The sequence below is a fragment of the Salinifilum aidingensis genome, from assembly GCF_054782015.1.
Genome location: NZ_BAAGTH010000039.1, coordinates 1 through 582, shown reverse-complemented (window position 1 = coordinate 582; position 582 = coordinate 1). Strand labels below are relative to the sequence as shown.

The window sequence follows — 582 nt, the reverse complement described above, 5'->3', positions numbered from 1 at the left end:
CGGGATCCGGCCGATCGTGCTCGAATCCGGCGCTGAACCGACCGGTTCGTGGGCCGACTACTACGACAGCCTCACCGTGTTCTCACCCGCTCAGTACAGCGGCATGCCCGGCCAAGACTTCCCGGGCGAGCCGGAAAACTACCCGCACCGCGACGAGGCGTTCCAGGCCGCGAGGCGCCTCATCGACGACCTCAAGAAGGAGGTCCCGATCTGGAAGAACCAGGCGTTCGACGACGGGACCACCGAGTGGGTCGGCGCCTGCGACTGACCCCGGGCCGATGATCGTCCGATGAGTGTCCGCTGCTGCACCGTCGCCCGGAGCGCATAGAGTTCCTACATGTCCCGACGAGGTCTGACGCTGGTCGTCGCCGGCTTCCTGACGCTCGCGCTCGGCGGCGCCGGCGCGCTGATGCCCGTCCCGTACGTCGCGCTGAGCCCCGGCCCCACCGAGAACACCCTGGGAACGGTGAAGGGCAAACCCGTCATCACCATCTCGGGCCACCAGACCTACCCGACGTCCGGCAAGCTCAGCCTGGTCACCGTCGCCTACCAGGGCGGCCCGACCGCACACCTCGACCTGCT

The 582-nt window shown here is 68.4% G+C and carries 2 pseudogenes; both read left to right on the top strand.

Going from position 1 to position 582, the window contains the following annotated elements:
- Nucleotides 1-268 (top strand): annotated as a pseudogene (locus ACYVJE_RS23020) (hypothetical protein); the annotation flags it as partial.
- A gap of 69 nt (nt 269-337) precedes the next feature.
- Nucleotides 338-582 (top strand): annotated as a pseudogene (locus tag ACYVJE_RS23015) (PDZ domain-containing protein); the annotation flags it as partial.